This window comes from Halocynthiibacter sp. SDUM655004 (assembly GCF_026015885.1).
Lineage (GTDB): Bacteria > Pseudomonadota > Alphaproteobacteria > Rhodobacterales > Rhodobacteraceae > Falsihalocynthiibacter > Falsihalocynthiibacter halioticoli.
The window spans coordinates 1,510,629-1,536,462 of sequence record NZ_JAPDUG010000001.1; the positions used below are offsets into that span (position 1 = coordinate 1,510,629).

Genomic DNA, 25,834 nt, shown 5'->3' on the forward strand with positions numbered 1-25,834 from the left:
AGCGCGCGTTACCCTTTGGCGGCGCGCGCTTTTTTGGTGCGTTTTTCTTCGGCAATCAACTTCTCGGCCAAGTCTTTGGCGAGTTGGAATGCGCCTTTGATCTTGTCTTTTTCGTTGGCCCAATCGCGCTGCACAACGATCTTGTTGTCGCGCACTTTGGCTTTGCCTTTTTGATCCGTGATGAATTCCACCAACCCCTGCGGGGACGCGAATTTATCATTGTGGAACTGGATCGTACCGCCCTTCGGCCCTGCATCGAGCTTGGCAATACCGGCGCGTTTGCACATGGCCTTGATCCGCACAACGAGCATGAGTGAGTTCACTTCGCGCGGCAATTTACCGAAACGGTCAATCAACTCCGCAGCAAAGCCTTCAAGCTCTACCTTGGTGGTGAGGCCCGACAAACGTCGATAGAGGCCGAGGCGCACATCAAGGTCTGGCACATAATCTTCGGGGATAAGCACCGGAACACCGAGGTTGATCTGTGGCGCCCATTGATCGCCGTCATCCGAAAGCCCCTCGCCCTCGCCCGATTTGATCTTGGCAATCGCCTCTTCGAGCATGGATTGATACAACTCATACCCAACCTCGCGAACATGGCCCGATTGCGCCTCGCCCAAAAGGTTGCCTGCTCCGCGAATATCAAGATCTTGGCTCGCCAGCGTGAAACCGGCACCAAGACTATCGAGACTGCCGAGCACCCGAAGCCGTTTCTCCGCAGTTGGTGTAAGCGGCGTACGTGGTTTCGTTGTCATATAGGCATAGGCGCGGGTCTTGCTTCGGCCCACGCGGCCCCGAATCTGGTAAAGCTGCGCCAACCCAAACATATCTGCGCGATGCACGATCATTGTGTTCGCCGCCGGAATATCCAAGCCGCTTTCCACAATGGTTGTCGCAACAAGCACATCATATTTCCCGTCGTAGAAAGCATTCATGCGATCATCAAGCTCGCCCGCTGCCATTTGGCCATGGGCGGTGATAAAGCTCACTTCGGGAACCTGATCGCGCAGGAACTCCTCGACTTCGGGCAAATCCTTGATCCGTGGCACCACATAGAAACTCTGCCCACCACGATAGTGTTCGCGCAGCAACGCCTCGCGCAAGGTAACGCTGTCAAATTCGCTGACATAGGTGTGGATGGCGAGGCGATCGACGGGTGGCGTCCCGATAATCGAAAGATCACGCACTCCAGAAAGGCTCATCTGCAATGTACGTGGAATTGGCGTTGCTGTCAGGGTCAGCACGTGAATATCAGAGCGCATCTCTTTGAGCCGCTCTTTATGGGTAACGCCAAAGCGCTGCTCTTCGTCGATGACCAATAGGCCGAGGTTCTGGAAGCGAATATTCTTGGCCAACAGTGCGTGGGTGCCGACCACAATATCGGCCGTTCCCCGCTTTATGGCCTCGCGGGTGTCATGCGCCTCTTTGCTCCCGACAAATCGGCTTAGTTGCCGAACTTCGATAGGAAATCCGCGGAACCGTTCGGAAAAGCTCTTGTAGTGTTGCCGCGCAAGCAAGGTCGTTGGCGCAATAACCGCGACCTGAACTCCGGACATTGCCGCAACAAAGGCGGCGCGCATAGCAACCTCCGTTTTGCCAAACCCAACATCGCCACAAATAAGCCGATCCATCGGATGGCCGCTTTCCATATCGGCGATTGTGTCATCAATCGCAGCAAGCTGATCTTCGGTTTCGGCGTAAGGGAAGCGCGCGCAAAAGGCTTCCCACATGCCCTCTGGCGGCGCCATGATAGGTGCACGACGCAACGCGCGTTCGGCGGCAATACGGATGAGCTTATCGGCAACGGCGCGGATGCGTTCCTTGAGCTTGGCTTTCTTGGCCTGCCACGCACCGCCACCAAGTTTGTCGAGCATTCCTTCGTCATGGCCAAAGCGGCTTAGAAGCTCGATGTTCTCGACAGGAAGATAAAGCCGATCACCGCCCGCATATTCCAGCAACAAACATTCATGGGGGGCGCCCATGGCGGTTATTGTTTCAAGCCCGACAAACCGCCCTACCCCGTGATCCACATGCACCACAAGATCCCCTGCCGTGAGGCTCTGGGTTTCTGTCAGGAAGTTTTCCGCACGCTTCTTGCGCTTAACGCTACGGATGAGGCGATCGCCAAGAACATCCTGCTCGGCGATGACAGTTAGCCCATCCGCAACGAACCCGTGCTCAAGCGGCCAAACTGCGAGAAATACACCGCCGTGGCCATCAGGAACATCCTGAAAGCTCTTGATCGGGGTTGCGCCCTCAACGCCTTCATCTTCGATCAATCCGGCCAGACGCTCGCGAGCACCTTCGGAATAGCTGGCAATGATGACCTGATCCTGTTTGCGGCGGTCGCGGATATGATTTCCGAGGGCTTCAAACAGGTTCACATTGTCTTGCTGCCGTTCGGGGCTGAAGTTCCGTCCAACGCGTCCGCCAGCATCAAAAACGCCAAGCCCTGTACTCTGGGGCAAGACCGACCAGCTCACCACACGATGCGCAGCAGTCGCAGTGTCCCAAGCAGCGTCGTCAAGATACAGCATTTCAGGAGGACAAGGCTTGTAAACCGTATCCATCCGCAGCTTGTCTTTACCGCCCCGTGCCGACATCGCCAGCCGCCGCGTTTCGTATTGATCGGCAATCCCTTCCCAACGCGCGGTACGAGCGGGCGTAACCTGATCGTCCAGCACCACAGACGCCTTGGGGAGGTAATCAAACAAAGTTTCAAGTTTCGGGTAGAACAGCGGCAACCAATGCTCAACACCCTGATGCTTGCGCCCTGCGCTTACAGCTTCATAGAGCGGGTCATCTGTTCCAGCCGCCCCGAATTCCGCGCGGTAGTTCTGGCGGAACCGTGTAATTGCAGCTTCGTCAAGTATGACTTCAGATACCGGCGCAAGTTCAAGCGAATTGAGTGTGTCTGTCGTGCGCTGGCTCACTGGATCAAAACGGCGTAACCCATCGAGCGTATCACCGAAGAAATCAAGCCGAACGGGGCCGGTATCGCCTGGTGGGAAGATATCTATAATCCCACCGCGTACCGCATAGTCGCCCGGTTCAGTTACGGTCGCGGTCTGGCTAAACCCCATGCGCACAAGGAAGGCCCGCAGTTCGGCTTCGTTTACCCGTTCGCCAACACGCGCCGAGAAAGCAGAGATTTTCAGGACATCCCGCGCCGGAACACGTTGCGTTGCGGCGGCCAGCGTTGTCAGCAATACAAACCGTTTCGGCGCCCCATGCACCAGCCCAGCCAAGACCGCCATCCGCGCCGCTGCTGTGTCGGCATTGGGCGAAACACGATCATAGGGCAGACAATCCCACCCCGGAAACTCAAGCACGGCTGTATCAGGCGCAAAGAACCCAAGAGCGGCCTTCATCGCCGCCATGCGCTTGGCGTCACGCGCGATATGAATAACCGCGCCGCCCTGTTTTTCCATTTCCGCGAGCAATAGCTGCGCGTCATAGCCTTCGGGCGCACCGCTTTGGGTGAGAGTTTGAGCCTGTTGTGACAAGAGCTTCTCCGTCTGGATCAAGTGGCGAGAACGCGCGGGCAAACCGCAGGTGCCCTAGCCGAGGGCGCTGATACTGAGGTTCTGATACATGCCCCAGATCGCGGTGACAAATATAGAAACCATCCCAAGGAACTGCGTATAGAGGCGATGCCGCATGAGTTGCTTACAAAGAACCAACCCCGTCATGCCGTTCTCCTGAATCTTCTTGGCTGTCGAGATCGACATAAGCCCAAGGATAGACATTGGAAATGCCATCAGGAACACCGCTTGCGCAAATTCTACGTGATAGACAAACCCCATGATGACAAGCGTGGTGAGCAAGAAACTCGTGAAGCCGAGCAGCCAGAGGCCAGATACGCCCGAGATATAGAGGATGCGATTGATATTGATCCGCGTCAGGTCTTCGAGGTCGATCATCGCCTGCCCGCCGTTTCGCTTGGCGCGCTGGATCGAATCAAACGGAACCCCCATCACCCGATGCGCCGCCGAAGACCAAAGAACCGCCAAACCGATCCAATACCAGAAGTTAGAGAACGAGCGCATATCGATGAGCTCGAAAATCATGTCGTACCAGTCCAACTGCGTATCCCTAACTCGTAAATCGGCGCTTTTGGCAAATCTATCCTGTGCCTGAGGCAATTCCTACCCTTGAGGCGCGGGAAAATCCATGGCACCCAAGGACATCACTGATCCGAGGTATCAAAATGCGCAAAACTGTTGCTCCTTTCCCCAAGACTCGCCTGCGTCGGCTGCGCAGTACGCCCGCTGTTCGTGGTTTGGTGCGCGAAAACAGTCTTTCCGCTCAGGATATGATTTGGCCCGTGTTCCTCGTGGCGGGCGAAAACATCCGCCAGCCGATCCCCAGCATGCCGGGTGTTGAACGGCTCTCGGTTGATCTTGTTGTCGAGGCTGCGGAAATGGCCGCCGGCCTTGGTATTTCGGCGATTTGTCTCTTTCCCTACACCGCACAGAACTTGAAAACAGAGGATTGTGCGGAGGCATGGAACCCCGACAATCTGACCAACCAAGCGATCCGCGCAATCAAGGCGCGCGTTCCCGATATTGCGGTGATGACCGACATCGCGCTCGACCCTTACAATATCAACGGCCACGACGGTTATGTTGTGGAAGGCAAAATAGTAAACGACGAAACGGTTGCGGCCCTTGTGAAAATGGGGCTCGCACAGGCTGAAGCGGGTGCGGATATCCTCGGCCCGTCCGATATGATGGACGGACGCATTGGTGCAATCCGCGACGCCCTTGAAGGCGCTGGGCACAGGGACGTGGCAATCATGTCTTATTCCGCCAAATATTCCAGTAGCTTCTATGGCCCGTTCCGTGACGCCGTTGGCGCAAGTGGCGGCCTAAAGGGTGACAAGAATACCTATCAAATGGACCCAGCGAATGGCGACGAAGCATTGCGCCTTGTGGAGCGCGACTTGGCAGAGGGTGCGGATATGGTGATGGTCAAGCCGGGGATGCCGTATCTCGATATCTGTCGCCGCGTCAAAGACGCATTCGGCGTGCCGACGTTTGCCTATCAGGTGTCTGGCGAATACGCGATGATCGAAGCGGCCGTTGCAAACGGATGGCTCGACGGCGACAAGGTCATGATGGAAAGCCTCATGGCCTTCAAACGCGCCGGTTGCGACGGCATCCTTACCTATTTCGCGCCGCGGGCAGCAAAACTGTTGAAAGAAAACGGATAAACTGGCGAAAATCCGCCCGTTTGAATCTGCCAGTCAGGCACAACATATAATGACATAGACAAGAGTTTCCCCTATAATTGGGGGCAATAACGGGCAAATCCTGAAGAACGAGGCACGGATCAAAGCATCCGGCACAGGCAAGAGGACAAGACATGAGCACAGATAATTTCAATACTTTTTCCCGACGAGGGTTTCTCGTGAGTGTGGGCGCCGCAGCGGCGCTTGGCACAACAGCATGCAGCAACGGATTGGGCAGCACAGGCGCGCAGGACATTGACGCGCGCGTAGATGCGACACTGAACTTCCTATACAGCACCTACCCCGGCACAACTGACCTGCGTGATAAATCTGCGGGTATGCTTATTATGCCTGTCGTTACCAAAGCGGGCTTCGGCGTGGGCGGCTCTTATGGACGTGGCGCGCTGCGCATCAACAATGTCACGGTTGATTATTATTCCGCAACAGAAGCAACAGTCGGCTTTCAAATCGGCGCACAGCAATATGCACACGTGTTGTTCTTTATGACCGAACAAGCCCTCATGGACTTCCGTCATTCCAGCGGTTGGGCCGCGGGCGCGGACCTCGAATATGCGCTGAACGACAAAGGCGGAAACCTCAACGTTGCAACAACAACAGCGACAGCTCCTGTGATTGCCGCGATCTTTGGGCAGGCTGGCTTCCTCGCGGGCGCATCGCTCGAGGGCACAAAATACTCACGTATTATTCCGTAAAACGCGACACGACTTATCCATGAAAAAACGGGGCGTCTATGCGCCCCGTTTTCGTTTGTAATGACTGGGTATCCCTTAGCCCATATGGCGCAGTCGCTTGATCAAACTTGATGTATCCCAGCGGTTGCCACCGATTTTCTGAACATCTTTATAGAACTGATCAACAAGCGCCGTTACGGGCAGGCTCGCGCCATTCTCATCTGCTGTCTTAAGGCAAATCCCAAGGTCTTTGCGCATCCAATCGACAGCAAAGCCGTGATCGAACTCATCAGCGAGCATGGTTTTGTAGCGATTTTCCATCTGCCAGCTTCCTGCTGCTCCAGCCGAAATCGTTTCGATGACCGCCTCACCGTCAAGGCCGGCTTTCTCTGCGAAATGAAGCCCCTCAGAGAGCCCTTGAACAAGACCTGCAATACAAATCTGGTTCACCATCTTGGTAAGCTGCCCCGCGCCATTCTCGCCCAAGCGGCGGCACACTTTGGCATAGGCTGCGATCATCGGTTCTGCGGCGTCAAAGTCGGCCTGATCGCCGCCACACATTACCGACAAGACACCGTTTTCCGCTCCAGCTTGCCCACCCGATACAGGCGCATCAACAAACCCAAGTCCTGCGTCCTTCGCAACTGCATAAAGCTCGCGCGTCACAGCTGCCGAAACGGTCGTGTGATCCACGAAAATCGCACCCTTTTTCATGGTTGAGAACGCTCCGTTCTCACCCGTGCAAACCGAACGCAAATCATCGTCGTTTCCAACACAAGACATAACGAAATCAGCGCCTTCGCTGGCTTCCGCAGGTGTTTTGGCACAGGTGCCACCATGTTCGCTGACCCACTTTTCAGCTTTGGCGAATGTACGGTTATAGACTGTTACCTCATGGCCCTTCGCCGCAAGGTGCCCTGCCATCGGATACCCCATAACTCCGAGGCCCAAAAATGTTATTTTCGCCATGTCTTTTCTCCCTTCGCATTATCGCGTAAGTGTCGGTTCACCCTCACGGGCCAATTCGCCTCGCACAGTAGTGTATACATTATCGCCGTCAAGCAGGAGCCTCGATGTCAACCCTATTCAAATGGCTGTTCCGCGTATTTGTTTCTATTCTTGGCCTCGGCATTTTGGCGATTATCGGCGTCTATTATCTGGCGAGCCGGTCGCTTCCGGAGTATTCGGCAGAATTTGATATCGCTGGCCTGACAGGTGATGTGGAAATCGTGCGTGATAACGCGAATGTCCCGCATATTTTCGGCCCAACCGACGAAGACGTGTATTTCGGCCTCGGATTCGCCCATGCACAAGATCGTCTCTGGCAGATGGTCATTATGCGCCGCACCGCTGAGGGGCGTTTGTCTGAAGTATTTGGCGAGCGGGCGCTGCCGCTTGATGACATCATGCGCCGCCTTGACCTTTATGATCTGGCGAAACGCTCTGTGCGGCATCAAGATGCCAAAACCATCGAAATTCTCGAGGCCTATGCCGCCGGTGTGAACGCATGGCTGGAAGAGGTCAACACGGGCGCACGCGGTCGTGGCGCACCAGAACTGTTCCTCTTCCCCAATACACTCGCGCCTTGGACACCGGCGGATTCTCTGGCCATCGGCAAGCTGATGGCGATGCAACTGTCGGCACATATGGAAAACGAGGTCCTCCGCGCCAGAGCAACGCTTGCCCTTCCTCCCGAACGGCTGGCCGACATTATGCCGGATAACGAAGAAGCGCCGATCACCGAGCTGGCAGATTATGCAGCGCTCTTCCCGAAATCCGTATTTCCGCGCTACGCTGAATATGGTGACATCCCCGCGGATATGGCCCGCCTCTCGCCTTTTAAGGCGCGCGGAATGGCCGGCGCATCCAACGCTTGGGCCGCTGCTCCCGCGCGATCTGCGAATGGCGGCACACTCCTTGCCAATGACCCGCATCTTGAATTTGCAGCGCCGTCGATCTGGTATCTTGCGCGGATTGAACTTGAACACGGCGGCATCATCGGCGGCACCATCCCCGGAACGCCCGTCGTTCTTAGCGGACGGAGCGATCACCTTGGCTGGGCGATGACATCATCCTATGCCGACGATCAGGATGTGTTCATCGAAAAGCTCAACCCTGACGACCCCGAAGAATACCTGACTCCAGACGGCTACAAACGCTTTGAAATTCGCCAAACAATCGTGAAGGTCAAAGACAGTGAGCCGCGCACGCTCACCATGCGTTGGACAGAGAATGGCCCTGTACTTCCCGCGCGTCACTACGACGTTGGCAAAATCACACCCGCAGGGCATGTGGCCTCGATGAGTTGGACGGCACTATCCCCGCGTGACACGTCGGTTGCGGCCCTACTCGCACTTAACCGCGCCACCACAATCGACGAGGCGATAGCGGCGGGTGAAAATTACATCTCAAGCTCCGTCAATATTACGATGGTGACCGCAGATGAAATCGCGCTCAAAACATTCGGCGTCCTGCCCAAACGCAGCTACCGTCATCAAACAAAGGGCCGTATTCCTTCGCCTGGTTGGATAGAGCACAACCGCTGGAACGGACGCCTGTCCTATGGGCTTAACCCTGAGTACCGCGCTCCGGCCTCGGGTCTGCTGGCCAATACCAACGACAAAGTTATCGATCGGCGCTTCCCCAACCACATGAGCTTCCTATGGGGCGACACAGAGCGCGTGAAACGGCTTGAGCGCCTGCTGCAAAGCCGCGATGTGCACACGCGCGAAAGCTTCATGGAAGCCCAGCTTGATACAGTAAGCCCAACCGCCCGTCGTCTCTTGCCGCTCATCGCCAAAGACCTTTGGTTTAAGGGCGCAACCGCTCCAGAAGGCACGCCAGAGCGCCAGCGCCAAATCGCGTTGGATTTGTTGGCTGACTGGAATGGCGAGATGAACGAACACCTGCCCGAACCGTTGATCTATGCGGCGTGGATGCGGTCGCTGCAAACGCGTCTGATCCGCGATGAGCTCGGTCCACTCGAAGAGTCGTTTACTCATATCAACCCCGTATTCCTCGCCCGCGTTTTCCTTGATGTGGATGGTGCAAGCGCATGGTGCGACGTGGTGCAATCAACCCAGACCGAAGACTGCACAGAAATCGCTCGCATCGCGCTTGACGAGGCGTTGGTTATGCTGCGGGAACGGTACAACAAAGACCTTGCATCTCTGCGGTGGGGCGACGCGCATATCGCAACCCATAATCACGCGGTGCTTGGCACCATTCCGGTGCTGAACTGGTTTGTAAACATCCACCAAAGCACCTCGGGCGGCGACAATACCCTCATGCGCGGCACGACACTCGGAACCGGTCCTGACCCTTTCCAAAACGTGCATGGTGCGGGCTATCGCGGGGTCTATGATTTTGCGGATCCGGATTCTTCGGTGTTCATCATGTCGACAGGGCAATCAGGCCACCCGCTGTCGCGGTTCTATGATGATCTGGGAGAGTTGTGGCGGCGCGGCGAGTATATTCCGATGAGCCTCGATCCCGAGCTCGCACGTGCGGGTAGCGTGGGCATCACGGTATTGCGAGCACAGGCTGCAGAGTAATCGAAGCAGAAAACCCAAACAGATGCCAAAGCCGCAATCCGCGGCCTTGGCTTAGAGTTCGCGGAAGTTTTTTTCCTGTCTGGCAGTCCAATAGACAGAGAGTACAAAGCCATCCTCGGTCTGAACTTCGTTCTCGACCAGCCCTTCCTGAAACAACCACGCGCGCTTTCGTCCATCAGAAAACGGCAAGGTGATCTCGCGGCGGGTTTTCGGATCTGTGAGCTTGTCTGACACTTCCTCAAGAAGCGCATCCAGCCCCTCACCCGTCACGGCAGAGGTTGCAAAAACGTTCTCTTCCCGCTCCGCCTTAGAGGTAAAGCCCTCTTTCGCGTTATCATCAAGCTGGTCGATCTTGTTCCAAACTTCAATGAGCGGCGCGTCTTCGGGAACACCAAGATCTTTCATGATCTGGCGCACGTCATCGGCCTGCTCTTCGGTCAGCGGCGACGAAATATCCCGTACATGAAGGATTAGATCGGCGTCCAACACCTCTTCGAGTGTGGCACGGAACGCGGCAACAAGCTGTGTCGGAAGCTCGGAGATAAATCCAACCGTATCAGAGAGAATAACCTGTTTTCCCGAAGGCAATTCAACCGAACGCATGGTCGGATCGAGCGTGGCAAACAGCATATCCTTAGCAAAGACTTCTGCGCCCGTTAAACGATTGAAAAGCGTGGATTTCCCCGCGTTGGTATAGCCGACCAGAGCCACAACGGGGAACGGCACTTTCGCGCGGCTTTTGCGATGCAACGCGCGTGTTTTGACAACCTTATCAAGCTGACGGCGCAGGCGCACCATCTGCTCGTCGATTGCGCGGCGGTCTGCCTCGATCTGGGTCTCACCGGGACCACCGACAAACCCAAGCCCGCCACGTTGGCGCTCAAGGTGGGTCCATGCCCGCACCAGACGCGTTCGTTGGTACGCAAGGGCGGCCATCTCGACCTGAAGCACACCCTCACGAGTTCGCGCGCGGTCCGAGAAAATTTCAAGGATTAGCCCTGTTCGGTCCAGAACCTTTACGCCCCACTCTTTCTCAAGATTGCGCTGCTGAACCGGTGTCACGGGGCCGTCGATCAACACAAGGTCAACCTTCACCGTTTTGAATAGCTGCTTTAACTCTTCGGTCTTGCCCTTACCAAAGAGCCAGCCAGCGCGGGTCTTGGGCACAGGAACAACATCAGAGCCGACAACATCGACACCGGGCATGGCCAAAGCCAAAGACACAGCTTCTTCGAGCGCAAAATCCGGGTCGCGGCGATTGCGGTCGTTGCGGAAATCAGGGTGTAATACCCAGACCGGCGTTACCGCCTGGTCAAGCGTTTCTTCTCCCATTAGGGCCTATTCTTCACCTTCATAGAGGCTGATCGGCTGGGATGGCATAATCGTCGAAATCGCGTGTTTATACACCAATTGCGATTGTCCATCGCGGCGCAGCAATACACAGAAATTATCAAACCAAGTGATAACACCCTGTAGTTTTACGCCGTTAATCAGGAAAATTGTTACCGGAACTTTGCTCTTGCGGACATTGTTCAGGAAGGCATCTTGCAGGTTTTGCTTATCGGCAGCCATTGTTCGTTACCTTTTTCTTGTCTTTACGCCAGCGCGGCGGGCTGTTCTCGTTTCTTAAGTCTGAGTATGGGGATACCGCGACCGAGTTTCCAGTGAAAAAGCAAAAGAATTTTTAAGTCCAATAACATCGGCGTGTAGTGACGCCCACGTCAGGCATCAATTCCGCCAGCTTTCCGGATTGAACAAGGCCACAAACGCAAGGGTTTCAAGCCGCCCCAGCACCATCGCGGCGGCCAGTACACCTTTGGCAAGCGGCGAGAGCGTTGCATAGGAAATCGGTGTTTCGGTCGCTGTTGCGGCCAGCGGCCCCGTTGTTGAAAGTGCGGCAACGGTCAGGACCATCGCCTCTTCAAAGCTGTGTCCAAGGAGGGACAGCAGCGCAGCGACAACCGCAATCGAAATGGCAAACAGCATAAAGAAGATCCACGCCACATAAGCACCGCGCCTGCGAAGATGCCTTGCCATGCCGCCCGCCCCAGCAACGCTTGAGGGGTGTACGAGCTTCTCGAGTTCACGCTGACCGTTCTTGTAAAGCGCATAGACCCGCAAGAGCTTTACGCCCCCCGCGGTGGTCGCCACGCCGCCGCCGACAATGGCCAGCCCCATAAGAATCATTCCCGGTGTGTTGAGCCCAGACCAATCGCGCGCCTCATCCCAAGATGATCCTTCAAAACCGGTCGTGGTCAGAAATGAAATCGTCGCAAAAACGCCGCCCCAGAGGGCCTTGAGAGATGTTTCAAAATCATCAACCGAGTCCACCTCAAGCGCGCCGTACCAATGCCGTACAAACAGCAGTGACGGCACACAGACCATCAAGAACACAGCAATGCGGATTTCGGGATTTTTGGCGAGCGCTTTGGGTGTTCGATCACGCCATTCGCCGGAGAATACCAATCGCGACAACCCAAAGAGCAATACGAGAAAGACCAACATCTCTCCAACCATACCGGATTCGGATGTTTTGAGCCCGCCGGTTGCCGAGATGCCACTCGTGGACATCGCGGACATTGCATGGATCAACGCGACAAACGCCCTGTCGCCCGCAAGGGTCAATCCAACCCAAAGAAGCCCCGTCACAACCACGTAAATTGGAACCAGTTTACGAGACCAACGCATCAACCGTGTACTGCCGTCCGCAATTTCGGTGATTTGCGAAGCACTTGTGCCAATCTTGTCGTGCTGGATCGTCATCACTTCAAAGCCGCCGATATTTAGCGGCGCGAGAATCGCAGCGGCCGTAATCCAGACAAACAGGCCGCCCATCCAAGCCACCAATGCGCGCCAAAGGTGAACCGACTCCGGCAAGCGATCAGGCAGATCATAGAGCGTCGCACCTGTGGTTGTGATGGATGACACCATCTCGAAATAGGCGTTGAAGAACGTCGTGTTGCCCACAGATTGGTGCAGCGGAATCGCCAACAAAAGCGGCAGCGCGGCAAAACAGGCCAGCAATGACAAAAGATGGCTACGTGCGGCGTCTTTGGCTTTGTAGTTAGCAGTTGCGAGCGCGAAAAGCCCCGTGAGCGCAAAGAACAACAGAGCCGAATAGCCAAACACCCGCATCGTTTCGAAATCGCGCGTGGCAGCTGCATGGAAACCAGGCACCAGCATCGCAGCAGAGCCGATCCCCATCAGGATCACAAACAGTGGGAGATGCAGCAGACGCGACATGGCGGCTAGAAAAAGTCGATCGAGACCTGCAACAGGCGCTCGACCTCGGGCACATCGGCCGCCATTGCAAACATCGCGATCACATCACCATCCTCAATCCGTAGGTCACCGGAGGGCCGCATTAGTTTCGCGCCCTTCTTAACCGCTCCGACCAAAACGCCTTCAGGGAAGTTGATGTCGCGGATATGCTGGCCCGAGATAGGCGACGTCGAGAGAACCTGCGCTTCGATGACTTCGGCTTCAGCGTCGCCGATGGAATAAACACCACGCACCCGCCCGTGGCGGATATGGCGCAAAATCGAACTCACCGTTGTGGCCCGTGGGTTGATGTAGGCGTCAATGCCCATTGGCCCAAGCAACGGCAGTAGCGTCGGGTCGTTCACCAAACAGATCGACATCGGGCAGCCCATTCCCTTGGCGCGGAGCGCGGCGAGCAGGTTGGTTTTGTCGTCCTCGGTCACAGTCAGGATGGCGTCAGAGCGGCTGATGCCTGCTTCGGTCAACAGTTCGGGGCTAAGCCCATCACCATTCAAAACAATTGTGCGCTCCAACGCGTCTGCGGCCATCTCGGCACGCTCCCGCGAACGTTCAATCACCTTTGCGCGTATGCGGGTTGCGCGCTTCTCAAGCGCCTGAGCAACCGCAAGGCCAACGTTGCCGCCGCCCACAAGCACAACGCGTTCTTGCTTCTTCTGTGTCTTGCCAAACACCTCGAGCGTTCGGGCAACGTCCTCGGTATTGGTGAACACGTAGATCTGATCACCGGCAAAAAGCTGGTCATTGGCCTCGGGCGCAAACAGCGTGCCCTTGCGACGAACCCCAACAACAATCGCAGAGAGCGTCGAAAACAGATCGGTCAATTGCCGCAAAGGCGTATGAACAACGGGGCAATCGTCATCAAGCTGAATGCCAAGAAGCTGGCTGTCGCCATCTAGGAAACTCTCGGTATCAAATGCCGATGGCGCAGCAAGACGGCTCAACGCGGCTTCGGCCACCTCGCGTTCGGGCGAAATCACCACGTCGATCGGCATGTGGTCCCGCCGATAAAGATCAGAGTAAATCGCATCCAGATAAGATTGGCTGCGCAAGCGCGCAATTTTTCGCGGAATCGCGAAGACCGAGTGAGCCACCTGACAGGTGACCATATTCACCTCGTCAGAATGGGTCGCTGCGATGATCATATCCGCGTCCCGCGCCCCTGCCCGCTCTAGGATATCGGGATAGCTGGCAAAACCGGCGATCCCTTGTACTTCGAGCGTATCGGTGGCGCGATGAACGAGATCGGGATTGTTATCAACAACAGTAACGTCGTTGCGCTCCCCAGAGAGATGACGGGCAATCTGCCAGCCCACCTGACCAGCTCCGCAAATGATGACCTTCATCAAACGATCCTTCTGTGCCGCATTATCCGGCCCAATCTATGGCGCATGAACCGCGCGGCGTCAAACCCACGGTATCACGCGCCAATTCCGGATTACGCCTGCTCGTCAGCGACCTCATCCACATGGGCAACACGCGCGCCGGTCTTGTTGCTGGTCACAATCCCAAGCGATTTAAGCTTTCGGTGCAAAGCACTGCGTTCCATTCCAACGAATGTCGCGGTGCGGCTGATGTTTCCGCCAAAGCGATTGATTTGGGTCATCAGGTATTCCCGCTCGAACAACTCGCGCGCCTCGCGCAATGGCAAGGTTGCAAGACCAGCCGATAGGATCACCCCTGCACCATCGCCTTCAGGCTCACTTTGTTGTGGAAGCTCACTGGCATCGATCGGGCCGTTGTCGTTGCCAAGGATCAAGATGCGTTCAACCACATTCTTGAGTTGGCGCACGTTGCCTGGCCACGGCATTGTTTGCAGCAGAGCCTTGGCTTCACCCGTAAGTTCGCGCAGAGGCAAACCCTGATCGCGGTTAAACTTCGCGATAAAGGCTTCGGCAAGTTCAGGAATATCCTCGCGACGATCTTCAAGAGATGGGACCGTGATCGGAACAACGTTCAGGCGGTGATATAGCTCCTGACGGAAATTTCCGATGTCAATTTCGGCTTGCAAGTCCCTGTTTGAACTCGAAATAACGCGAATATCTACGCGCACATTGTCACTGCCGCCAACGCGCTGAAACTGCTGATCAACCAACACGCGCAAAATCTTAGATTGGGTTCCAAGAGGCATATCCGCGACTTCGTCAAAATAGATTACGCCGCCGTGGGCCTGCTCCAACAATCCCGGCTCAACGCCGCGCTCCGCGGTTTCCCGACCGAAAAGAACTTCTTCCATCCGTTCCGGCTCAATCGAAGCAGAATTCACAACGATGAACGGCGCATTGGCGCGGTCGCTGTTGGCATGAATGAACCGCGCGGCGATCTCTTTGCCTGCACCACCCGGACCAGTCAGCATCACGCGCCCGTTAGACTTTGTTACCTTTTCAAGGTTAGATTTCAATGCTTTAAACGCCGAACTTGACCCGAGCATCTCGGCGCTTGAAACATCCCGACGTCGCAACTCGTTGTTCTCGCGCCGCAGACGCGATGTCTCCATCGCGCGGGTTATGACAACCATCAACTGATCAATATTGAACGGTTTTTCAATAAAGTCGTAAGCCCCCTGTTTAATCGCGGCCACCGCAATCTCGATGTTGCCGTGCCCAGAGATAATCACAATCGGAATATCGGGGTTGTCACGCTTCGTTGCCTTGAGGATATCGATACCGTCCATCCGGCTGTCCTTTAGCCAGATATCCAAGATCATCAGGCCCGGAGGCTCTGCGTTGATCTGCTCCATACACTCGTCGGAGTTACTTGCAAGACGGGTCGTAAACCCTTCATCTTTAAGGATATCCGAAATCAACTCGCGGATATCTCTTTCGTCATCAACGATTAGAATGTCGCTCATTGTCCTACCTCTCTTCCTGTTGTCGCAGCAGACCACGGGAGAGTGATCGCCACACAAGCGCCTGCACGCTCGGTATTGCCAAATTTCTCTGCATCAAGGAGCGCCAGCGTACCGCCGTGCTCCTCAACGATTTTCTTCACGATGGGTAAGCCAAGGCCTGTCCCCTTATCGCGGGTTGTTACATAGGGCTCAAAGAGCCGCGTCCTGTCGGCGGGGAAGCCAATGCCGTTATCGGAAATACGCACCGTCCATTCGGACTCATTGGTTTCAACCTCTATCCGAACCTGTGGATCAAAGCCTTCTGGTACGCCTTTTTCCATATGAGTTTCAACACCTTCCCCAGCGTTCTTAATAATATTTGTTAGCGCTTGGGCGATCATTGTTGCGTCGACATCAGACATACACGGACCATCCGGCACTTCTGCGGAAAGCGTAACTTCGCCCAATGCGCCAGTTTGCAAAACAACGGCGTCTCGCAGCAATTCATTCAGATCATGCTCGCGCAATTCTGGCTCTGGCATCCGCGCAAACTTAGAGAACTCGTCTACAATGCGGCGAAGATCATCGGTCTTGCGCACGATCACTTCGGTCATCTGAGCGAGTGTTTCGGCGTCTGCTTCCTCAAGCCGGGGCGAGAATTTGCGTTTGATCCGCTCGGCAGAAAGCTGGATGGGTGTTAGCGGGTTCTTGATTTCATGGGCAATCCGCCGCGCTACATCCCCCCAAGCTGCCATACGCTGCGCGGTTACAAGGTCTGTCACATCGTCAAAGGCGATCACATAGCCCTCTAGCCCACCTTCGCTGTTCCGCCGTGGTGAAATCCGCACCAACAGGTTCTCTAGCTTGCCGTCGCGCGTTACGCGAACCTCTTCCTGAGCAATTTCGGCGCGGGATTTACGCGTGCGTTCAAAAAACGCGCCAAACTCGGGAACGGCGACGGCAATCTGTTCATCGCCAGCATTGCTCGACAAAGCCAGCAGACGCCGTGCGGAGCGGTTCACAAAGTCCACGCGCCCCTCGGCGTCAAGCCCGACAACACCTGAGGTGACGGAATTCAGCACCGAGTCAAACTGACGACGGCGCGCCTCAATCTGGCGTGTGTTATCAAGCAAGGCTTCGCGCTGATCACGCAGTTGGCGCATCATTTGGTTAAAGTAGCGGCCGAGCATTGCGATTTCATCGTCGCCGCGTTCCTCAAGGACCTGAACAGACATATCGCCCGAGCCAACGCGCTGTGCCGCGCTGGTCAATCGGCCCACGGGACGCGACAGGCGCTCGGCAAACCACAGGCCAAGCCAGATCGCTGCCAAGATCAGAATAACTGCAAAGCCGAGGTATAAGAGACCGAATTCAAAGAGAATTTTGCCACGGTCTTTTTCAAGCTGTTGATACAGCGACACGGTTTCTTGTGTCTCGTCCAGCAGGTTCAAAATCTCTCCATCGACATCGCGGGACACGTATAAATAACGGTCAAGCAAGCCCGACAATGCAACCAAGGCGCGGAATTCGTTGTTGTTCCAATCGCGGATGACTACGGTTTCCCCAGCATCGGCGCGGGCAAGATCGTCGTCACTTGGGCGTTCGTAATCAAATAGATATGACCGAACGCCGCGGGCTCGGATTTCACCGGCCCCGTCAATCACAAAAGCTTCGCGGAAGTTGCGATTCACCTCTTGCTGGGCTTCGTTAAGGAATTCACGCAGATCACCATCGGGCGTGCGCACGCTGCCCAATGCGTTGAGGTTGATACGGTCTGCGAGAGCTTCGGCATCGGTCACGAGAAAACGGTGGTGCTCCGCCTCATAGGCTTGTGCAGCATCGAGCGAAGATGAAACCACTTCCCGCACACGCTCGGAAAACCAGCCCTCGATCCCGACATTCACCGTAAGCATCGCAAAAACAGCAACCAGAATAGTCGGCAAGAGCGCCACAACCGCGAAAACGCCGGTCAAACGTAGGTGAAGCCGCGATCCAGCAGATTTCGCCCGCCTTGCTGCAATCATCTGCACCACCCGTTGCAACACGAGCGAGGCCACAAGCAGCGCATAGACCAAATCGGCCAAGAGAATCAGGCGGAGCGCAGTTGGCCCAGCGGCCACCTCATAGGGGCCAAGCACAACAAACGTCGCCGCTGCCAATATCGGGCCAAGAACGACCAATCCCAGAGTTGCGATGTTCTGAAATTTTCGTTGCCGGCGCAGCCGACTAAGCCTGTTTATCGTCGCACTTTGTCCCAAAATTGGCACTGTGCCCTCCAAAGATGATGTGGCCCCATGTGTGACCACCACAACATACCCACTGCTTTTCTATGGCCGCAGCCTTATTGTCACGGGTATGTTGCTCTTTTACATCAATTTGCGACGGCGTGTCACGCTAATTTCGAGGTCTGTGATCTTCTTTCTGAGGGTGTTTCGGTTAATTCCAAGCAAGTCCGCGCACTTAGCCTGATTTCCACCTGTCGCATCCAAGGCGATTTCGATCAATGGTGTCTCGATTTCGCGCAGAATCCGCTGATAAACGCCGGGTGGCGGCAAGACACCGCCGTGAAGATCAAAGTAGCGGCGCAGATGTTTTGCTACCGATGCAGACAGCAATTCGCCCTCGGCTCCTGTGCTGGTCGGCTCCATTGCAGGCTGGTTGCCCAACACAAGCTCGACCTCGGGGACGGTGATTTCTTCTTCAACGGATGTAACGACCAGACGACGGATCGTGTTTTCCAACTGCCGTACGTTGCCCGGCCAGCTATATGCGCGGATCATCTCCATCGCATCCTGCCCAAGACGGCGGACCGGCGCACCTTCACGCTCTGCTTTCGCGAGGAAATGGTTTGCCAGCAACGGAATGTCATCCACCCGCTCGCGCAGCGCAGGTACGGTCACTGTCACGCCACAGAGGCGGTAATAGAGATCTTGCCGAATCTCGCCACTTTCCATTTTCTGGCTTAAGTTGGTTTGGCTGGTCGCCATGATGCGCGGGGCATTGTCGCCGAAACTGTCGAGCATTCGAACAACACGTGCTTGGGAATCCGCATCCAAATCACCAACTTCATCAAACAGGATCGAGCCACCCTTTGCGCGAGAAACTACTGTAGCTGGGCCATCCATCCCTTTGAGATCATTCGCACTTACCACAACAAAGGGCAGCGTTCGACGGTCTGAGAAATCGTGGATTGCGCGCGCGATCAATGACTTGCCAGTGCCGCTTTCGCCAGAAATCATCACAGAGAGATCGGTGTTCATCACCCGCGCAACGAGCCGATAAAGCGCCTGCATTTGAGGCGTACGGCCAACCAACGGCAGATCGTCGGAAGCGCCCTCTTGCTGGGTATCGTCGTCTCGTTTGGCGTTGCGCGCACGACGTTTAATCTCAAGGCCACGGGCCGCCCGCTTCATCAGATCAGGAAGATCGAACGGCTTGGGCAGGTAATCATAGGCCTCGGCCTCGGCGGCCTGAATAGCGGTCATGATGGTGTTTTGCGCCGAAATCACAATCACCGGCAGGCCGGGGCGAAGCTCGCCAATTTTCGGCAGCGCTTCGAGGCCGTTTCCGTCGGGCATCATGACGTCGGAAATCACGAGGTCGCCCTTCCCTTCCTCGACCCAACGCATCAGCGTCATCAAAGAAGACGTGGCATGGACCTTACAGCCCGCTCGGGTCAAAGCTTGGGTCAGGACGGTACGAATTGTACGATCATCATCTGCGACTAGAACTGTCCCATCCATCAGGCGGTCTCCACTTCGGTTTGTTCAAATTTCGGGGCAACAGGCAAGGAGATGCGGAACACGGTTCTGCCTGGCGCCGAGTCAACGGCGATCCATCCCTGATGCTCGGATATGATTTTGCTCACAAGCGCGAGGCCAAGGCCGGTTCCGTTTTCGCGGCCCGAGACAAAGGGTTCGAACACATCGCTTGCAATTTCGGCCGGTAATCCCGGACCATCATCAATGATTTCGATTTGCAGCGGCACAGAACCAGAGCCATCGGCACGGCGCAGGCGCATCGAGTTTTCATAGAATGTATGAATGCGGATTTTACCGCCCGCTTTATTGGCTTCGGACGCATTCTTGAGCAGATTTAGGAACACCTGCTGAAGCTGGTCAGCATCTCCCCAAGTCGCGGGGAGCGAGGGATCGTAATCCTCAACGATATCCATATGTGCACCAAAACCGACCATGGCCGAACGGCGGGCGCGATCCAGAACATCGTGGATATTCACGGCCTTACACTGCGGCATGAGCACATTGCCGAATTGCTCCACCTGCTCCAGCAGCTTCACGATGCGGCGTGTTTCAGCAACGATCAGATCAGTCATTTCCTGATCTTCTACACTGAGGTTCATCGACAAAAGTTGCGCAGCACCCGTGATGCCAGCAAGCGGGTTCTTGATTTCATGGGCCAGCATTTCGGCCATGCCGATCGCAGATTTGGCTGCTGACTTTACCGAGTGGCTGCGCCCTAAGCGCCCTGCGATCTCGCGCGGAGAAATCAGCAAGAGAACCTTGGCCGAAGTTTCCCCGCCAACGAGAGAAAGTGGCGCGATTTGAATGTTACAGAGAACCGGCGGGCGGTCGCCGCCGCCGACGTCCACGTCATTGATAAATAGCGCGGACCGATCTTTGCGCACGCGCTCAAACGAACTTTCAAGCGGCGCGTCAATCATGACCTTGTCCCAAACAGGTGCGCCGTGCAGCGTTTTGGCCGATGTATTGAGAAAACTCTCGGCCACAGGGTTACAATCCTCGATATGATCGTCTGCGTCGAGAATGAAGGCCGGAATGGGCAAGGAGGCCCAAAAGTCGATGTTGGAGTCCGTCATGCTGCGATCCTGTCATGCGGTAAGAGCGCCTCTGGCAGGCGCGTCAGAACGGCGGCGGGCGCGCGTTCAGTCAGTATGGATTTTCGAAGGTCAGGCGGCGTTTGGACGCGATCCATGTACCACCCCAAATGTTTGCGCGCGACACGACCGCCAAGCGTTTCCCCATAAAACGAGAGCATCTCTTCGTAATGGGCAGCGACCATATCGGCAAAACCCGCGCCCTCTGGCACCTCGGGTTCATCCGTTCCATAGAGGGCGGCTGACACTTGTGCTAGCACCCATGGTTGCCCCTGCGCGCCGCGCCCGATCATCACACCATCTGCGCCGGATTTCTCAAGGGCAGTGCGCGCGGTTTCGGGACCAAGGATATCGCCATTCGCAATCACGGGAATGGCGACCGCCTCTTTCACCCTATTGATCGCGGCCCAATCGGCGCGACCTTTGTAAAATTGGCAACGTGTTCGGCCGTGGATCGTAATCATTTGGATACCAGCAGCTTCTGCCCGTTTGGCAAGTTCCGGTGCATTGAGCAGGTCGTCGTCCCAACCAAGCCGCGTTTTAAGCGTTGCTGGAATTTTAACAGCCGCGACGACGGCCTCGATCAATGTGAGCGCATGATCCAGATCCTTAAGCAGTGCCGATCCGGAATAGCCGTTTACAACCTTTTTGGCGGGGCAGCCCATATTGATATCAATCAGACGCGCACCATTGCTTTCAACCATACGCGCGGCCTCGCCCATCCAATAGGCATCCCGCCCCGCGATTTGCACCGAGGTATTGGCGCTGTCAAACCCAAGCTCGGCGCGTTCGCGGACACCCGGTTTGGCTTGCACCATTTCCTGACTGGCGACCATCTCGCTTACAACGAGGCCCGCCCCGAATTTTGACACGAGATTCCGGAACGGCAGATCGGTAATACCCGCCAGCGGCGCGAGGAACACCGGTGGGGTCAAATCCAATTCTGCGAGTTTTACGGTCAAACGCTTAATCCTTGTGCATTTGCTCTTTGCTACCGCTCTAAAACACAATTGGCAATTCTACCGATTGGTAAAATGCAACAAAAACACGCAATGCCTATTTTTTAATCACACCCCCATGGAGCACAATCTGTCGTTGTTATCAATTCGCGATTTGCCTAGAGATACCCCATGACGAACGCACAAATTCCAACCGGAGCACCGGACAAGATGAAAGTGGCCGCGCTCATCGTCGCCGCTGGAAGCGGGAGCAGGATGGGCGGCGGATTGCCAAAGCAATTCCGCTTGCTGGCGGGACGACCTGTGCTGCTCCACACGGTTGAGATATTTGCAAGGCATCCGGATGTGGCATCGGTCACGGTTGTGCATGCCGCTGACACCGAAGAAACGACGCGGGATTGCCTTAACGATATAGAGAATGTCGGTTTTACAATCGGCGGTAAAAGCCGCGCAGCCTCTGTTGCGCTTGGGCTTACCGCTCTTCCATCGGGCACGACGCATGTGCTGATACATGACGGCGCACGCTGTTTGACCTGCCGTGCCGTGATCGACGGGGTTATCGCAGCACTAGCCGATTCAGACGCTGCTGCCCCTGCCCTTGCTGTCACCGATGCACTCTGGCGTGGAGAAGACGCACAGGTGACTGGCATGCAATCGCGCGACGGGCTTTTTCGCGCCCAGACACCACAGGGCTTTGCCCTTGCCCCTATCCGCGCAGCGCATGAAAACGGCACACACGAGGCTGCAGACGATGTAGAGCTGGCCCTTGGCCATGGTATTGACGTCACCATCACCCAAGGGGATGAGGACAACATCAAGCTTACCTACCCGCAGGATTTCGCCCGCGCGGAACGCATACTTAAAGAAAGAGAACAAAGATCAATGGACATTCGGCTTGGCAACGGATTTGACGTGCATCGATTTGGTGAGGGCAACCATGTGATCCTCTGTGGTGTTGAAATTCCGTTTGGTCGCGGGCTGCAAGGCCACTCCGATGCCGATGTAGGCATGCATGCGATCACTGATGCCATCTATGGTGCGCTTGGTCAGGGCGACATCGGACAGCACTTCCCGCCGAGCGAGGCACAGTGGAAAGGTGCAGCAAGCGACATTTTCCTAAAGCACGCCGTTGAGCTGGCACAAGACAGCGGCTTTGCCATTGGAAATGTCGATTGTACGCTGATCTGCGAACAACCGAAAATCGGCCCCCGCGCGACAGCTATGCGCGCAAAACTTAGCGAAATCATGGGGTTGGACATTGAACGCATCAGCGTGAAAGCAACAACCTCCGAACGCCTCGGCTTTACTGGCCGCGAAGAAGGGATCGCCGCGCTTGCCACGGCGACATTGGTGAAATCATGACCGCAACGAAATTGATCGCAACTTTCTTTGGCGCCGGACTTCTCAAGCCCGCCCCTGGCACATGGGGCAGCCTCGCCGCCCTACCCGCCGCTTATATTTTACACCTGATCGGTGGCTTTCCTGTGCTGGCTGTCGCGACCATTGCGGTGATCTTTGTTGGCATTTGGGCGACCAAACAGGAAACTGCGGGAAAAGCGGATCATGACCCAGGCGAGATCGTAATTGATGAGGTCGCGGGCATGTGGATCGCGCTTTGGCCCGTGTCTTTTGGGGCTGGGTTTGCCGAAACCACGATGCTCGCGCTTTACCCCGGCATTATAGTGGCGTTTCTGGCGTTTCGCGCATTTGACATCACCAAACCCGGCCCTGTGGGATGGGCAGACCGCCGCAACGATGCCGTCGGTGTGATGCTTGACGATGTGATCGCTGGCGTGTTCGCAGCTCTTACCGTTGTTGCATTTGGGGTGATTTACCATATCGTATGGGTATGAGCCTTGCAGAGCGCCTCTTAACATTCAGCCTTCGTGCCAAAGTGGCGATTGCCACGGCTGAAAGCTGTACGGGCGGTATGGTCAGCGCGGCGATCACAGATGTGGCTGGAAGCTCGGCGATATTTGATCGCGGGTTTGTCACCTATACCAATGACGCAAAACAAGCGCTTCTTGGCGTTAAGGGCGCAACGCTCGACCGCGTTGGCGCAGTTTCCGAAGAAGTCGCCCAAGAGATGGCCGATGGCGCACTTGCAAACTCCAACGCCACGCTTGCGGTTTCAATCACAGGCATAGCAGGTCCGGGCGGAAGTGAGCACAAACCTGAGGGGCGCGTTTGTTTCGGTTTGGCGCAAGCGGGCCACCCGACCAAAACTGAAACCGTGGAGTTTGGTGCCATGGGGCGCGGCAATGTCCGTATCGCGGCCCGCGATCATGCGCTTACGCTTCTCCTCAACGCCATTTCCTAACTCGCACAACAAATAATCAAACGCGCCGCGAATTGCCTATTATTACGGCAATCGCGTAACTGCCCGTTTTTTACACACCCATCACACCTATTGCCTCTTTTCACATCACTGATTGGACGCTTCATGCCTCTATCACGGAAAAAACCTATCGGAGGGGACGATGAACGGGGCAGATACAGCTTGGATTATGATGGCCACGGCCTTGGTGTTGTTTATGACATTACCGGGGCTGGCGCTTTTTTACGGGGGGCTTGTGCGCGCCCGCAACGTGCTGAGCGTTTTCATGCACTGTTACGCCATTGCGTGCTTGATGAGCGTGCTTTGGCTTGTTGTTGGCTATTCCATCGCCTTCGGTGACGGAGGTGCGTATTGGGGCGGCTTGGGCAAAGCCTTCCTCTCAGGGGTCACAACCGAAAGCACATCCGGAACCCTACCCGAAGTCCTCTTCTTCGCATTTCAAATGACATTTGCGATTATCACGCCTGCGCTGATCGTTGGGGCGTATGTCGAGCGGATCGGCTTTGCATATGTACTGACTTTCTCCGGCCTTTGGATGCTGCTTTGCTATGCGCCAGTTGTGCATTGGATCTGGGGCGGCGGCTTTCTTTCTGAGGGCGGCATCTTCGGCACAGGCGTCATGGATTTCGCAGGCGGTATCGTCGTGCACGAAACCGCTGGGATCGCGGCGCTTGTGCTGGCCGTCATGCTTGGGGCACGCAAGGTTCAGAACAAACCACCCCACTCGCCCGGCTTCGTTATGATCGGCGCGGCGATGCTCTGGGTTGGCTGGTTCGGCTTTAACGGCGGCTCGCAACTTGCCGCAGACGGTGGCGCAGCGATGGCGATCACAGTCACGCATCTTTCGGCGGCGGCCGCCAGCTTGACTTGGGCACTCTGGGAAAAGATCAAATACGGCACCGCGAGCCTTGTTGGCCTTGTTACCGGTACTATTGCGGGCCTTGCTTCGATCACACCTGCTTCGGGGTTTGTTGGACCGATCGAGGCACTGATCATCGGCGCGGTTGCGGGCATCCTGTGTCAGGAAGCTGTGAACCTGATCCGCAATGTTCTCAAGATCGACGACACGCTGGACGTGTTCGCGGTACACGGTGTTGGCGGCATCTTCGGCACCATCATGATTGCGGCGTTTGGCAAGGGCGAATGGGTTGCACAACTTGGCGGGCTTGTGATTGTCGGGATATTCACGCTGGTCGTGACGGTTATCATTGCGAAAGTCGTTGGCTTTATCACGCCAATGCGGGTGAGCGCCGAAGCCGAAACCAACGGGCTTGATCTCGAAGCTCATGGCGAGCGGGCCTACGAATTTAACTCGTAGGTTTATCACTGCTTACAAAATGAAGGCCGCTCCAAATCGGGGCGGCCTTTTCTATTCTCCGACAGGAAGCCGCGATTTCAACCCGAAGTGAACATTCCGACCACTGCCAGCAACAGGATTGCGGTTAGTATGAGCCAGACAAATTTGAAAACAAGCCGGATCAAAACGCGGTAATAGCCAAGCAAAACAAACAAGATCACCGCGATGATAAGTATGGCCATGGGCGTCATACGATGCGCCCCTCACGACTGTTCGCGTAGATGGGCCTCATCCGTAGAGCTTCTTGGCGCGCGATTCAAAAGCACGCACAATCATCATCATCGCTTCGTTAAACACAACGCCAATGAGCTTTTGTAGGATTTTGCTTTTGAACTCGAAATCCACAAAGAACGAAACCTCGCAGCCACCCTTCTCCAGATCTCGCATTTTCCAATGGCTCTTGAGGTATTTGAATGGTCCGTCAAGGTATTCGGTCTCGATCAACCGCCGCTCCGGATAAAGACGCACGCGGCTACCGAAGCGCTCACGGAAAACTTTGAAACTGATCACCAGATCAGCCAGCATTTCGTCTCCGCCCTCAATTGGGGTCACAGACCGAATTCGCGCCCCTGCGCACCATGGCAAAAACTGGGGATAGGCCCCGACATCCGCAACGAGGTCATAGATCTGCTCTGCCGTATAAGGAAGTGTGCGGGTCTCTTGGTGCGTGGGCATATCGGGTTAAACTATCTCAATTATTCATAGCAATGGCCCTCCATTTCGTGTACTCCGCGCCT

The 25,834-nt window shown here is 55.7% G+C and carries 21 protein-coding genes; 7 read left to right on the forward strand and 14 right to left on the reverse strand.

The genetic code is table 11. The annotated features are described in order from the left end of the window. Positions 1–8 precede the first annotated feature (8 nt). Both mfd and N9C89_RS07415 read right to left on the reverse strand, forming a co-directional pair. Complete coding sequence (gene mfd, locus N9C89_RS07410) at positions 9–3,506, reverse strand: transcription-repair coupling factor (RefSeq protein ID WP_263953192.1); 3,498 nt, start codon at positions 3,504–3,506, stop codon at positions 9–11. 54 nt (positions 3,507–3,560) lie between these two features. Beyond that, positions 3,561–4,085 carry a component of SufBCD complex gene (locus N9C89_RS07415; protein WP_263953193.1) on the reverse strand — a complete coding sequence of 175 codons (525 nt, stop codon included), beginning with the start codon at positions 4,083–4,085 and terminating at the stop codon, positions 3,561–3,563. A gap of 125 nt (positions 4,086–4,210) precedes the next feature. Between N9C89_RS07415 and hemB the strand changes: the two genes are divergently transcribed. Beyond that, a complete protein-coding gene (gene hemB, locus N9C89_RS07420; RefSeq protein ID WP_263953194.1) occupies positions 4,211–5,215 on the forward strand; it encodes a porphobilinogen synthase in 1,005 nt (334 codons plus the stop codon). 152 nt (positions 5,216–5,367) lie between these two features. Then, positions 5,368–5,946 (forward strand): YSC84-related protein, encoded by a 579-nt coding sequence (locus N9C89_RS07425; protein WP_263953195.1) that lies wholly within the window; start codon positions 5,368–5,370, stop codon positions 5,944–5,946. Between the two features lie 75 nt (positions 5,947–6,021). On the opposite strand, the gene N9C89_RS07430 is transcribed toward N9C89_RS07425, so the two are convergent. Continuing rightward, the gene (locus N9C89_RS07430; protein WP_263953196.1) at positions 6,022–6,894 is read right to left on the reverse strand and encodes an NAD(P)-dependent oxidoreductase; all 873 of its coding nucleotides are present in this window, start codon (positions 6,892–6,894) and stop codon (positions 6,022–6,024) included. A 104-nt stretch (positions 6,895–6,998) separates the two neighbouring features. Here N9C89_RS07430 and N9C89_RS07435 point away from each other — a divergent pair, with 104 nt between their 5' ends. Continuing rightward, positions 6,999–9,479, forward strand: coding sequence for a penicillin acylase family protein (locus N9C89_RS07435; RefSeq protein ID WP_263953197.1), 2,481 nt, complete (start codon positions 6,999–7,001; stop codon positions 9,477–9,479). 51 nt (positions 9,480–9,530) lie between these two features. Here N9C89_RS07435 and hflX read toward each other — a convergent pair whose 3' ends face one another. The 9 genes from hflX to dusB form a co-directional block, all read right to left on the reverse strand. After that, complete coding sequence (hflX, locus tag N9C89_RS07440) at positions 9,531–10,811, reverse strand: GTPase HflX (RefSeq protein WP_263953198.1); 1,281 nt, start codon at positions 10,809–10,811, stop codon at positions 9,531–9,533. Positions 10,812–10,817: 6 nt separating this feature from the next. Continuing rightward, the gene (hfq, locus tag N9C89_RS07445; protein WP_263953199.1) at positions 10,818–11,051 is read right to left on the reverse strand and encodes an RNA chaperone Hfq; all 234 of its coding nucleotides are present in this window, start codon (positions 11,049–11,051) and stop codon (positions 10,818–10,820) included. A 156-nt stretch (positions 11,052–11,207) separates the two neighbouring features. After that, positions 11,208–12,722: a TrkH family potassium uptake protein gene (locus N9C89_RS07450; RefSeq protein ID WP_263953200.1), complete on the reverse strand. Its 1,515-nt coding sequence runs from the start codon at positions 12,720–12,722 to the stop codon at positions 11,208–11,210. Positions 12,723–12,727: 5 nt separating this feature from the next. Continuing rightward, the gene (gene trkA / locus N9C89_RS07455; RefSeq protein ID WP_263953201.1) at positions 12,728–14,104 is read right to left on the reverse strand and encodes a Trk system potassium transporter TrkA; all 1,377 of its coding nucleotides are present in this window, start codon (positions 14,102–14,104) and stop codon (positions 12,728–12,730) included. A gap of 92 nt (positions 14,105–14,196) precedes the next feature. Then, entirely contained in the window at positions 14,197–15,609 is a 1,413-nt protein-coding gene (locus N9C89_RS07460; RefSeq protein ID WP_263953202.1) for a sigma-54-dependent transcriptional regulator, read from the reverse strand. Next, the gene (locus N9C89_RS07465) at positions 15,606–17,855 is read right to left on the reverse strand and encodes a sensor histidine kinase NtrY-like (protein ID WP_263953203.1); all 2,250 of its coding nucleotides are present in this window, start codon (positions 17,853–17,855) and stop codon (positions 15,606–15,608) included. Before N9C89_RS07465 ends, N9C89_RS07460 begins: the two co-directional genes overlap by 4 nt. A 99-nt stretch (positions 17,856–17,954) precedes the next feature. Beyond that, a complete protein-coding gene (locus N9C89_RS07470) occupies positions 17,955–19,331 on the reverse strand; it encodes a sigma-54 dependent transcriptional regulator (protein WP_263953204.1) in 1,377 nt (458 codons plus the stop codon). Beyond that, on the reverse strand, positions 19,331–20,425 hold the full coding sequence (locus N9C89_RS07475; protein ID WP_263953205.1) for a two-component system sensor histidine kinase NtrB: 1,095 nt from the start codon (positions 20,423–20,425) through the stop codon (positions 19,331–19,333). The genes N9C89_RS07470 and N9C89_RS07475 overlap by 1 nt, the downstream gene beginning before the upstream one ends. After that, complete coding sequence (gene dusB, locus N9C89_RS07480; RefSeq protein WP_263953206.1) at positions 20,422–21,405, reverse strand: tRNA dihydrouridine synthase DusB; 984 nt, start codon at positions 21,403–21,405, stop codon at positions 20,422–20,424. The genes N9C89_RS07475 and dusB overlap by 4 nt, the downstream gene beginning before the upstream one ends. 207 nt (positions 21,406–21,612) lie before the next feature. Here dusB and N9C89_RS07485 point away from each other — a divergent pair, with 207 nt between their 5' ends. From N9C89_RS07485 to N9C89_RS07500, 4 genes are all read left to right on the forward strand, one after another. Beyond that, positions 21,613–22,764 (forward strand): bifunctional 2-C-methyl-D-erythritol 4-phosphate cytidylyltransferase/2-C-methyl-D-erythritol 2,4-cyclodiphosphate synthase, encoded by a 1,152-nt coding sequence (locus tag N9C89_RS07485; RefSeq protein WP_263953303.1) that lies wholly within the window; start codon positions 21,613–21,615, stop codon positions 22,762–22,764. Next, positions 22,761–23,255, forward strand: coding sequence for a phosphatidylglycerophosphatase A (locus tag N9C89_RS07490; protein WP_263953207.1), 495 nt, complete (start codon positions 22,761–22,763; stop codon positions 23,253–23,255). Before N9C89_RS07485 ends, N9C89_RS07490 begins: the two co-directional genes overlap by 4 nt. Continuing rightward, entirely contained in the window at positions 23,252–23,722 is a 471-nt protein-coding gene (locus N9C89_RS07495) for a CinA family protein (protein WP_263953208.1), read from the forward strand. The genes N9C89_RS07490 and N9C89_RS07495 overlap by 4 nt, the downstream gene beginning before the upstream one ends. A gap of 160 nt (positions 23,723–23,882) precedes the next feature. Continuing rightward, on the forward strand, positions 23,883–25,058 hold the full coding sequence (locus N9C89_RS07500) for an ammonium transporter (RefSeq protein WP_263953209.1): 1,176 nt from the start codon (positions 23,883–23,885) through the stop codon (positions 25,056–25,058). A 77-nt stretch (positions 25,059–25,135) separates the two neighbouring features. On the opposite strand, the gene N9C89_RS07505 is transcribed toward N9C89_RS07500, so the two are convergent. Both N9C89_RS07505 and N9C89_RS07510 read right to left on the reverse strand, forming a co-directional pair. Continuing rightward, the gene (locus tag N9C89_RS07505; RefSeq protein WP_263953210.1) at positions 25,136–25,288 is read right to left on the reverse strand and encodes a hypothetical protein; all 153 of its coding nucleotides are present in this window, start codon (positions 25,286–25,288) and stop codon (positions 25,136–25,138) included. A 37-nt stretch (positions 25,289–25,325) separates the two neighbouring features. Then, positions 25,326–25,772, reverse strand: a complete 447-nt coding sequence (locus N9C89_RS07510) for a type II toxin-antitoxin system RatA family toxin (protein WP_263953211.1) — start codon at positions 25,770–25,772, stop codon at positions 25,326–25,328. Positions 25,773–25,834 lie beyond the last annotated feature (62 nt).

Bases quoted from the DNA above. Each gene is read 5' to 3' on its own strand.
- hemB (WP_263953194.1), top strand. From the start codon at position 4,211: ATGCGCAAAACTGTTGCTCCTTTCCCCAAGACTCGCCTGCGTCGGCTG.
- N9C89_RS07425 (WP_263953195.1), top strand. From the start codon at position 5,368: ATGAGCACAGATAATTTCAATACTTTTTCCCGACGAGGGTTTCTCGTG.
- N9C89_RS07430 (WP_263953196.1), bottom strand. From the start codon at position 6,894: ATGGCGAAAATAACATTTTTGGGCCTCGGAGTTATGGGGTATCCGATG.
- N9C89_RS07435 (WP_263953197.1), top strand. From the start codon at position 6,999: ATGTCAACCCTATTCAAATGGCTGTTCCGCGTATTTGTTTCTATTCTT.
- hflX (WP_263953198.1), bottom strand. From the start codon at position 10,811: ATGGGAGAAGAAACGCTTGACCAGGCGGTAACGCCGGTCTGGGTATTA.
- hfq (WP_263953199.1), bottom strand. From the start codon at position 11,051: ATGGCTGCCGATAAGCAAAACCTGCAAGATGCCTTCCTGAACAATGTC.
- N9C89_RS07450 (WP_263953200.1), bottom strand. From the start codon at position 12,722: ATGTCGCGTCTGCTGCATCTCCCACTGTTTGTGATCCTGATGGGGATC.
- trkA (WP_263953201.1), bottom strand. From the start codon at position 14,104: ATGAAGGTCATCATTTGCGGAGCTGGTCAGGTGGGCTGGCAGATTGCC.
- N9C89_RS07460 (WP_263953202.1), bottom strand. From the start codon at position 15,609: ATGAGCGACATTCTAATCGTTGATGACGAAAGAGATATCCGCGAGTTG.
- N9C89_RS07470 (WP_263953204.1), bottom strand. From the start codon at position 19,331: ATGGATGGGACAGTTCTAGTCGCAGATGATGATCGTACAATTCGTACC.
- N9C89_RS07475 (WP_263953205.1), bottom strand. From the start codon at position 20,425: ATGACGGACTCCAACATCGACTTTTGGGCCTCCTTGCCCATTCCGGCC.
- N9C89_RS07485 (WP_263953303.1), top strand. From the start codon at position 21,613: ATGAAAGTGGCCGCGCTCATCGTCGCCGCTGGAAGCGGGAGCAGGATG.
- N9C89_RS07490 (WP_263953207.1), top strand. From the start codon at position 22,761: ATGACCGCAACGAAATTGATCGCAACTTTCTTTGGCGCCGGACTTCTC.
- N9C89_RS07495 (WP_263953208.1), top strand. From the start codon at position 23,252: ATGAGCCTTGCAGAGCGCCTCTTAACATTCAGCCTTCGTGCCAAAGTG.
- N9C89_RS07500 (WP_263953209.1), top strand. From the start codon at position 23,883: ATGAACGGGGCAGATACAGCTTGGATTATGATGGCCACGGCCTTGGTG.
- N9C89_RS07505 (WP_263953210.1), bottom strand. From the start codon at position 25,288: ATGACGCCCATGGCCATACTTATCATCGCGGTGATCTTGTTTGTTTTG.
- N9C89_RS07510 (WP_263953211.1), bottom strand. From the start codon at position 25,772: ATGCCCACGCACCAAGAGACCCGCACACTTCCTTATACGGCAGAGCAG.